The organism is Lentzea sp. NPDC036949 (assembly GCF_055608075.1).
Genome location: NZ_JBVJRA010000005.1, coordinates 555,832 through 566,359 on the forward strand (window position 1 = coordinate 555,832; position 10,528 = coordinate 566,359).

The 10,528-nt window shown below is 74.7% G+C and carries 1 protein-coding gene; it reads right to left on the reverse strand.

Annotation, left to right across the window (positions count from 1 at the left end):
* Positions 1-24: 24 nt before the first annotated feature.
* Positions 25-10,485 (reverse strand): SDR family NAD(P)-dependent oxidoreductase, encoded by a 10,461-nt coding sequence (locus tag ACZ7CD_RS17980; RefSeq protein ID WP_470379278.1) that lies wholly within the window; start codon positions 10,483-10,485, stop codon positions 25-27.
* Positions 10,486-10,528: the final 43 nt, after the last annotated feature.

Sequence of the window (10,528 nt, forward strand, 5' to 3'; positions counted from 1 at the left end):
TAGGATGGCGGGCCGCTTCGCGCGTCAGATGTGGCTTCCGAGCTCGTCGTCCAGGATGCCGAGCAGTTCCTCCACGGTCGCGGTCTCCAGCGCGCGCTCGTCGCTCACGACCGGTACGTCCGCGCCGTAGGTGGCGGCACCGTCCCAGCGCGCGCTCAGTGCGCGCAGCCGGGCGCCCACCCTGGCGCGCTGCTCGTCGTCCACCGAGGCCGGGTCCGCGGTGGTGTCCAGCAGCGTCTCCAGCCGGACCACCTCGGCCTCCAGGTCCACCGCCCCCGCGGCCGCTGTCGCCCCGCCCAGCTCGGTGAACAGGTGCTCGGCGAGTGCGTCGGCGGTCGGGTGGTCGAACGTGAGCGTGCTCGACAACCGCAGGCCGGTGTCGGCTCCGAGCCGGTTGCGGAGCTCGAGCGCGGCCAGTGAGTCCACGCCGAGGTCACCCAGGGAGCGGTCGGGTTCGACCGCGGCCGCGGAGGTGTGGCCCAGCACGCCGGCGACGTGACCGCACACCAGTTCGGTGAGCAGCTTCCTGCCTTCGGCCGCCGGGAGCTTCGGCAGCCGTGCGGACAGCGGCTCGGCCACGACCTCACCGGCGGCGTTCGCCACCCGGCGAACCGGTGCCGCCGCGGCGTGCCCGGACAGCGCGCGGACGAGGGCGGGAGCGTCCTCGGTGACGCGCACCCGCACCGGCAGGACGGCAGCGTGGTCGGCACCGAGCGCGGCGTCGAACAACTCCAGCGCGCGACTCACCGGCAACGGCAGGATGCCGTCGCGGGCGAGCCTGCTCCGCTCCGCCTCGTCCAGGCTCGCGCCCATGCCTCCCGCGCCCGCGGTCTCCCACAGGCCCCACCCGAGCGAGTGCGCCGGCAGGCCCAGGGAACGGCGGTACGCGGCGAGGGCGTCGAGGAAGGCGTTGCCCGCCGCGTAGTTGGCCTGTCCCGCGGCTCCCAGGGTGCCCGCCGCCGACGAGAACAGCACGAACGCCGCCAGGTCCAGGTCCTTCGTCAGCTCGTGCAGGTGCCACGCCGCGTCCGCCTTGGGCCGCAGCACCGTCTCGAACCGGTGCGGGGTGAGGTCGGTGAGCAGTCCGTCGTCGAGGACGCCCGCCGCGTGCACGACGGCCGTCAGCGGGCGGTCCGCGGGCACCGCGGCGACCAGTCCGGCCAGCGCGGCGCGGTCGGTGACGTCACAGGCCACCACCTCCACCAGCGCACCGAGCTCGTGGAGCTCCGTCAGGTCCGGCTCGCGGTGACCGCGCCCCACCAGCACCAGGTGACGGACCCCGTGGTTCGCCACCAGGTGGCGGGCCAGCAGCAGACCGAGGCCACCGGTGCCGCCGAGGACGAGCACCGTGCCCGCCGGGTCGAGCGGCACGGGCGTGCCCGGACCGTCCACTTCGGACAGCTCGGGGACGTGGGCCACCCCGGCGCGCAACGCCAGCTCCGGAGCCCCGGTCGCGACAGCGGCCGCGAGGACGGCGTCCGACTCGGCCGTGCCGTCGGAGTCGAGCAGCACGAACAGGCCGGGGTGCTCGACGGCGGCCGCGCGCACCATGCCCCACACCGCCGCCTGCGCGAGGTCGGGGGTCTCGTCCGCGGTGACCGCCACCGCACGCCGGGTGCGGACCACGAGCGGACCGCTCGCGGTGCCGCCGGCCTCGCGTTGCAGCACCGCGAGGGTGGCCGCCACCGTCGCACGCGTCGCGGCCGTCACCTCGCCACCGGCGTGGTCCACGGTGTGCACCCGCGGTTCGGCGGTCGCGGTTCCGACCGGCTTCGGCGTCCAGTGGAGGCGCAGCAGGTCACCGGGCTCGGTCGTCCGCAGCTGGCCGGGGTCGATCTCGCGCAGGCTCAGCGCGGCGACGTCGGCGACCGGAGCGCCCACGCCGTCGTACAGGCGCACGCCGAGCCGGCCCTGCTCCAGCGGCGTCAACCGCACCCGGAGCGCGGTCGCCCCGGTGGCGTGCACGTCGACGCCCTCCCACGAGAACGGCAGGGCCATGACGTCCGGGTCCTGGCCATCGAGGAGGTCGAGCAGGTGCAGTGCCGAGTCCAGCAGTGCCGGGTGCAGGCCGAAACCGGTGCCCTTGCCGTCCGGCAGCCGCACTTCGGCGCACACGTCGGCACCGTCGCGCCACGCGGCGCGCAGCCCGCGGAACAGCGGCCCGTAGTCGTAGCCCTGTGCCGAAAGCCGGTCGTAGACGCCGCTGACGTCGATCGGCTCCGCACCCGCGGGCGGCCACTCGCCCAGCGCGGGCGGTTCCTCCGCCGAGGCCGTGCCGAGGACACCGGTGGCGTGCCGCGTCCAGGCCGCGTCCGTCCCTTCCGGACGCGAGTGCACGGCGAGTGCGCGACTGCCGTCCGATCCTGATGCGGCAGCGGTCACCTGCAGCTGCACGGCCTCACCGGCGGCGAGCGTCAGCGGCCGTTCGAGCGTCAGCTCGGCCACGTGCGGGCAGCCGGCCTGGTCGCCCGCGCGCACAGCGAGCTCCACGAACGCGCTGCCGGGCACGAGCACGGTCCCGGCGACGACGTGGTCGGCGAGCCACGGGTGCGTCGCGATCGACAGCCGCCCGGTCAGCGCCACGGTGTCGTCGCCCGCGAGCGTCACGGCAGCGCCCAGCATCGGGTGCGCCGCGGGGGTCTGGCCGAGGCCGCGGGCGTCCACCACCGCGCCGGGCTCGTCGTGCAGCCACAGCCGCTGGTGCTGGAAGGCGTAGGTCGGCAGGTCGATCGTGCGCGCGCCGGTGCCCTCGAACGCCTGCGCCCAGTCGACGTCGACTCCTCGGACGTGGGCGGTGCCGAGCAGCGTGGCGAAGGTGCGCACCTCGTCGTGCCCGCGTCGGCACACCGGTGCGAAGGCCGGCGTGGCGTTCTCCGCGTCACCGACGACCTCGCGGCCCATCGCGGTGAGAACCGCATCGGGACCGACCTCGATGAAGGTGCCCACCCCGGCGTCGGCGAGCGTGCGAACGCCATCGGCGAAGCGCACGGCCTCGCGCACGTGCCGCACCCAGTACGCCGGTGAGCACAGCTCCTCGTCGGTCGCGCGCTCACCGGTCACGTTGGACACCAGGGGGATCGACGGCGCCGCGAACTCCAGTCCGGCTGCGACCTGCTCGAACTCCGCGAGCATCGGTTCCATCAGCGGCGAGTGGAAGGCGTGGCTGACCCGCAACCGCTTCGTGCGGCGGCCGGTCAGCTTGTCCGCCACCGCGGCCACGGCGGCTTCGGAGCCGGACACGACGACGGCGCTCGGCCCGTTGACCGCGGCGATCGCCACGTCGTCGGCCGTCAGGTACGGCAGCACGTCGGTTTCCGCCGCGTCGACGGCGAGCATCGTGCCTCCGGCGGGCAGGGCGGCCATGAGCCGTCCGCGTGCGGCGACGAGACGCGCGGCGTCCCGCAGCGACCACACGCCCGCGACGTGGGCCGCGGTCAGCTCGCCGATCGAGTGGCCCGCCACCCAGTCCGGCCGCACGCCGTAGGACGCGAGCAGCCGGAAGAGCGCGGTCTCGACGGCGAACAACGCGCACTGGGTGTAGTCGGTGCGGTCGAGCAACGCGCTCGTGTCGTCCGCATCGGCCCACACGACCTCGCGCAGCGGTACGTCGAGGTGCTCGTCCAGCGCCTCGCAGGCCTCGTCGAAGGCGGCGCGGAACACGGGGTGGCTCTCGTACAGCGCACGCCCCATGCCGAGCCGCTGGGCGCCCTGCCCGGTGAACAGGAACGCGACCTTGCCCGCCACCGGACGCCCGGTGACGACCGCCTCCGACGTGCGTCCCCCGGCGAGCGCCTCGAGCGCCGCGTCCAGCTCACCGGCGTCGCGCGCCACCACGGCGGCACGATGGCCGAACGTGCTGCGCGTCGTGAACAGCGAGTAGGCGAGGTCCGGCAGCGACGCGCCCGCGACCTGCCGCAGTCGCGCGGCCTGCGCGGCGAGTGCGTCCGGTGTGGTCGCGGAGACCACGAACGGCAGCAGGGGGGCCTCCGCCGCGGGTTCCGGCGCGGGAGGTGCGGCCGGGGCCTGCTCCAGGATCAGGTGGGCGTTGGTGCCGCTGATCCCGAACGACGACACGCCCGCACGACGCGGGTGGCCTGACTCCGGCCAGGCGCGCTGCTCGGTGACCAGCCGCACGGCACCGGCGTCCCAGTCCACCTCCGCCGACGGCGCGGTGACGTTCAGCGTCGCGGGCAGGACGCCGTGGCGCATCGCCTGCACCATCTTCACCACCCCGGCGACGCCCGCCGCGGCCTGCGTGTGCCCGAGGTTCGACTTGATCGAACCGAGCCACAGCGGTTCACCGCGGCCCTGGCCGTAGGTCGCCAGCAGCGCCTGCGCCTCGATCGGGTCACCGAGGGTCGTGCCGGTGCCGTGCGCCTCCACGGCGTCCACATCGGACGGTTCGAGGCCGGAGACGCGCAACGCCTCCCTGATCACGCGCTGCTGCGACGGGCCGTTCGGCGCGGTGAGGCCGTTCGACGCCCCGTCCGAGTTCACCGCGGAGCCGCGGACGACGGCCAGCACGTCGTGGCCGTGGCGCCGGGCCTGCGACAGCCGTTCCACCACGAGGACGCCGACGCCTTCGGACAGCGCCGTGCCGTCCGCGTCGACGGAGAAGGCCTTGACCTTGCCGTCGGCCGCGAGGTTGCGCTGCCTGCTGAAGTCCACGAACGTGTCCGCGGTCGACATCACGCTCACGCCACCGGCGAGAGCACGGTCGCATTCGCCCCGTCGCACGGCCTCAGCGGCGAGGTGCAGCGCGACGAGCGACGACGAGCACGCGGTGTCCACGGAGAGCGTCGGGCCCTCCAGTCCCAGCGCGTAGGCGACGCGGCCGGAGGCGACACTGCCGAGACTGCCGTTGCCGAGGTAGTCGCGCACCTCCTCGGGCACGGCGCGCAGCCTGCTGCCGTAGTCGTGGTACATCACGCCCACGTAGACACCGGTCCGGGTGCCGCGCACGGTGTGCGGGTCGACGCCCGCGCGCTCCAGCGCCTCCCAGGAGACCTCCAGCAGCAACCGCTGCTGCGGGTCCATGGCGAGCGCCTCCCGCGGGCCGATGCCGAAGAAGTCGGGGTCGAACCGGTCGGCGTCGTGGAGGAACCCGCCCACGGCCGTGCTGCAGTGCCCGGCCTTGCCCGGCTCCGGGTCGTAGAGGTGCGCGAGGTCCCAGCCGCGGTCGGTGGGGAACCCGCCCATGCCGTCGCGGCCGTCGGTGACGAGCTGCCACAGGTCCTCCGGCGTGGCGATGCCGCCGGGGAACCGGCAGGCCATGCCGACGATCACCACCGGATCGTCCTGCGCGTCCACGGTGACCGGCGCGGCCGGCACGGGCTCGTCCGCCTCGGCGCCGAACAGCTCCGCGCTGACGTATGCGATCAGCGCGTCGGCGTCGGGGTAGTCGAAGACGAGCGTGGCGGGCAGTCGCAGGCCCAGCGCCGTGCCGAGGCGGTTGCGCAGTTCCACGGCGGTCAGCGAGTCGAAGCCGGTCTCCCGGAACGGGCGGCGCGGGTCGAGCACGAGGTCGTCACCGAAGCCGAGCACGGCGGCGACGAGCGTGCGGAGGAGCTCGCGCAGCTCGGTGTCGCGTTCGGCGGGACCGAGGGCGGTGAGGCGGTCGACGAGCGACGACCGCGCGGCGGCGGCGAGACCGGTCGCGGCGCGCTTGCCCGTGGGCACGAGCCCCCGCAGCAGCGGTGCCACCTCTCCCGCCCTGCGCAGAGCCGGGAGGTCGAGAGCGATCGGCACCAGCCGGGCGTCCGGCGCGGACAGCGCCACGTCGAACAACCGGAGTCCGTCGGCGGTCTGGATCGGGCGCACGCCCGCGCGGGCCATGCGCTCGACGTCGGCGTCGGTCAGGTGCTCGGTGAGCCCGGTGCGCTGGTCCCAGAACCCCCAGGCGAGGGAGTGCGCGGGCAGGCCGAGGGACCGGCGGTGCGCGGCGAGCGCGTCGAGGAACGCGTTGGCCGCCGCGTAGCCGGCCTGTCCCCCGCCGTCGACCGTGCCGGCGGCCGAGGAGAACAGCACGAACGCCGCGAGGTCCAGGTCCTTCGTCAGCTCGTGCAGGTGCCACGCCGCGTCCGCCTTGGGCCGCAGCACCGCGTCGAGGCGCTCGGGGGTCTGGTCGCTCACCAGGCCGTCGTCGAGCACACCCGCGAGGTGCACCACGGCGGTCAGCGGGTGTGCGGGGTCCACGGCGGACACCACGCGGGCGAGCTGGTCGCGGTCTGCGGCGTCGCAGGCGACCACCGACACGTCGGCGCCGAGGTCCGACAGGTCGTCCGCCGCCACACCGCGGCGGCCGGTGAGGACGAGCCGCCGCACACCGTGCTCCTGCACCAGGTGCCGGGCGACCAGGCAACCGAGGACACCGGTGCCCCCCGTCAGGAGCACCGTGCCCTCCGGGTCGAGGGTCACGGTCCGCGCGGTGGCCGGCACTCGCGCGAGGCGTGGCACGGACACGGTGCCGTCGTGCACGGCGAGCTGCGGTTCGGTGGTCGCGCCCGCGGCCGCGACCGCCGCCTCCACCCCGTCGCCGGAGTCGACCAGCACGAACCGGCCGGGGTGCTCGTCCTGGGCCGCGCGCACCAGGCCCCACACCGCGGCGGCGGCCACGTCGCGGACGGGTTCGGTGACTGCGCCCCCGGTGAGCACGAGCAGCCGCGCGGAGGGCTCCTCGGTGATCCAGCGCTGGATCGCGGCGAGCGCGAGTCCCGTGGTGCCGCGTGCCGCGGCAGCGGGGTCGAGAGCGCCTCCGGTGGTCCCGTCGATCGGCAGGACCACCCACTCGTGTGCGCCATCGGGCAGTGCGGAGTCACCGTCCCACACGACGAACGAGCCGGGTTCGGTCCTGGGTACCGGCAGCACCGGCCAGCTCAGGCGGTAGAGGTCGTCGGTGCGGGTGGCGACGGCACCCCGGTCGACCGGGCGTGCCACCAGCGCTTCCACCTCCGCCACCGGCGCGCCGGTGGGGTCGGCCATGCGCAGCGACAGGGTCTCACCGCGCCGGATCGCCACTCGCAGGGCGGTCGCGCCGGTGGCGTGCAGGGAGACACCGGTCCAGGCGAACGGCAGGCTCGTCTCGTCGGCACCGTCGGCGGCCAGGCCGTCCACGTGCAGGGCGGCGTCGAACAGCGCCGGGTGCAGGCCGAAGCCCGCCGCCTCGACGGGCAGCTCCACCTCGGCGAACAGCTCGTCACCCCGCCGCCAGGCCGCGCGCAGCCCCTGGAAGGAGGGACCGTAGTCGTAGCCGAGCGCGGCGAGCCTGTCGTAGGCGTCGTCGACGACCAGCGGTTCCGCGCCGCTCGGCGGCCACACCGCCAGGTCGAAGGCCGCGGCCGCGGGCTGGGGAGCGAGCAGGCCGGAGGCGTTGCGCGACCAGGGTTCGCCGGGATCGCCGTGCGGTCGCGAGTGGACGGTCAGCGCGCGGTGCCCGGTCTCGTCCGGCGCGTCGACGCGCACCTGCAGCTGGACGCTCCCCCGCCCGGCCAGCACGACCGGCGCGTGGAGGGTGAGCTCCGCGAGGTGACCGTGCCCGAGGTCGTGGCCCAGCGACAGCGCGAGCTCGACCAGCGCCGTGCCGGGGAGCAGCACCGTGCCGGCCACGGCGTGATCGGCGAGCCACGGCAGCGCCGACGTCGAGAGACGGGCGGTGAAGACCACCGCTCCCGCACCGTCCTCGTCCTGGGCCACGGGGACCGCGGCGCCGACGAGCGGGTGCGCGACGGTGTCGAGGCCGGCCGCCGTGACGTCGCCCGTCGCCCCGGACCGGCCCAGCCAGTAGCGTTCCCGCTGGAACGCGTACGTCGGCAGATCGGTCACGCGCGCGCCGGAAGCGCTGAACACCGCGCGCCAGTCCACGGGAACCCCGGCGACGAACGCCTCGGCCAGCGAGGTGAACAGCCGTTCGGAACCGCCGTCGTGCCGGCGCAGCGACCCGACCCCGGTGACGTCGACGCCGGCGGCGTCGGCCGTCTCCGCGATGCTGTGCAGCAGCACCGGATGCGGGCTGCACTCGATGAAGGCACCGTACCCGGCGTCGAACAGCTCGCGGGTCGTCTGTTCGAAGAGGACGGTCTGCCGCAGGTTCTCGTACCAGTACTGGGCGTCGAGGACCACCGTGTCGATCCGGCCGCCGGTCACGGTCGAGTAGAACGGCACGTCCGCCGTGCGCGGCCGGATGCCGGCGAGGTCGGTGAGCAGCCGCTCGTGGATCGCCTCGACGTGCGCGCAGTGCGACGCGTAGTCGACCGGCACGAGCTTGGCCCGGTGCCCGTCCGCGATCACCGCCGCGCGCAGTTCGCCGAGCGCCTCGGGGTCGCCGGAGACCACCACCGACAGCGGGCCGTTCACCACGGCGATCTCGAGGAGGCCGCCGTGGGCCGCGAGTCGTTCGCGCACCTGCTCGGCCGGGAGCGCGACCGACAGCATCCCGCCGCGGCCGGAGAGCTCGTCGGCGATGGCCTTCGCGCGCAGGGTCACCACCTTCGCACCGTCGGCGAGGCTGAGCGCGCCCGCCACGCACGCGGCGGCGATCTCGCCCTGCGAGTGGCCGATGACCGCCGCGGGTTCGACCCCGTGCGCACGCCAGAGTGCCGCCAGCGACACCATGACCGCCCACAGCACCGGCTGCACGACGTCGACGCGGCCCAGCTCACGCCGGGCGCGGACGGTGTCGAGCAGGTCCCATCCCGTGATCGGGTCGAGCACCGCCGCGCACTCCGCCAGCGCGGCGGAGAACGCCGGTGAGGAGTCGAGGAGGTCGGCGGCCATGCCGGCCCACTGCGAGCCCTGGCCCGGGAAGACGAACGCGACCCGCGACTCGGGGGCGCGGGCACCGCGCACGACACCGGTGGCGGTGTCGCCCGCGGCCAGCGCGGTGAGCCCCGCCGTCAGCGCGGCGAGGTCGTTCCCGACGACGACAGCGCGTTCGTCGAGCACCGCACGCGACGCCACGAGGCCGTACGCGATGTCGGCCGGGGAGTCCGGGGTCGCGGCGAGGTGGTCGAGCATCCGGCGGGCCTGCGCCGCGAGGCCGCGTCCGCTCGCTCCCGACAGCACCAGGGGCACCGGGCCCGACCACGGCTCGGCCGGTTCCACGACGGGCTCTTCCGCCGGCGGTGACTCGAGGATGACGTGGGCATTGGTGCCGCTGATGCCGAACGAGGACACGGCGGCCCTGCGCCGCCCGTCGCGCGCCGGCCAGTCGCGCGCCTCGCGGAGCAGCTCGACCGCGCCCTCCTCCCAGTCGACCTTCGAGGTGGGCTCGCCGGCGTGGAGGGTCCGGGGCAGCCTGCCGTGCCGCATGGCCTCGACCATCTTGATGATCCCGGCGACACCCGCCGCGGCCTGGGTGTGCCCGATGTTCGACTTGATCGAACCGAGCCACAGCGGTTCACCGCGGCCCTGGCCGTAGGTCGCCAGCAACGCCTGCGCCTCGATCGGGTCACCGAGCGGCGTGCCGGTGCCGTGCGCCTCCACGACGTCCACATCGGACGGTTCGAGTTCCGCGTCGGCCAGCGCCGCCCGGATCACGCGTTGCTGCGACGGGCCGTTCGGCGCCGTCAGCCCGTTCGACGCACCGTCCTGGTTGATCGCGGAACCGCTCACCACGGCCAGCACCCGGTGCCCGTTGCGCCGCGCGTCGGAGAGGCGTTCGAGCAACACCATCCCGGTGCCCTCGCCCCAGCCCGTGCCGTCCGCGCCCTCGGCGAACGACTTGCAGCGCCCGTCCTGCGCGAGACCGCGCTGCTTCGAGAAGTCGATGAACGTGTCCGGGGTGGACATCACCGTCACCCCGCCCGCGAGCGCCAGCGAGCACTCGCCTGACCGGAGCGCCTGCACCGCGAGGTGCAGCGCGACCAGCGAGGACGAGCACGCCGTGTCCACCGTGACGGCGGGGCCTTCCAGCCCGAGCGTGTACGACACCCGCCCGGACGCGACGCTGCCCAGGTTGCCGTTGCCGAGGTAGCCCTCGACCTCCTCGGGCACCTCGGTGAGCCAGGTCCCGTAGTCGTGGTACATCACGCCCGCGTAGATGCCGGTCCGGCTGCCGCGCAGGCTGTGGGGGTCGATGCCCGCGCGTTCCAGGGCCTCCCAGCAGACCTCCAGCAGCAACCGCTGCTGCGGGTCCATGGCGAGCGCCTCCCGCGGGCTGATGCCGAAGAAGGCGGGGTCGAACCACGCGGCCTCGTGCAGGAACCCGCCTTCGCGCACGTGGGTCCTGCCCGGTGCGTCGGGATCGGGGTCGTAGATGTTGTCGACGTCCCAGTCGCGGTCGGCCGGGAAGTCCCCGATCGCGTCGGTGCCTCCGGCGACCAGCTCCCAGAGCTTCTCCGGGGTGTCGGCGCCACCGGGATACCGGCAGCTCATCCCGACGATCGCGACCGGTTCCCTGGCCGCTTGGGCGTTCTGCGCGCGCAGCCGCTCGTTCTCGATCAACGACTGGCGCAGCGCTTCGACGATCTGTTCGACGGATGTTTCCATGCTCGGTGTCGCTCCCCTGCTCGCTCGGCTTGGCCCTGCTTCC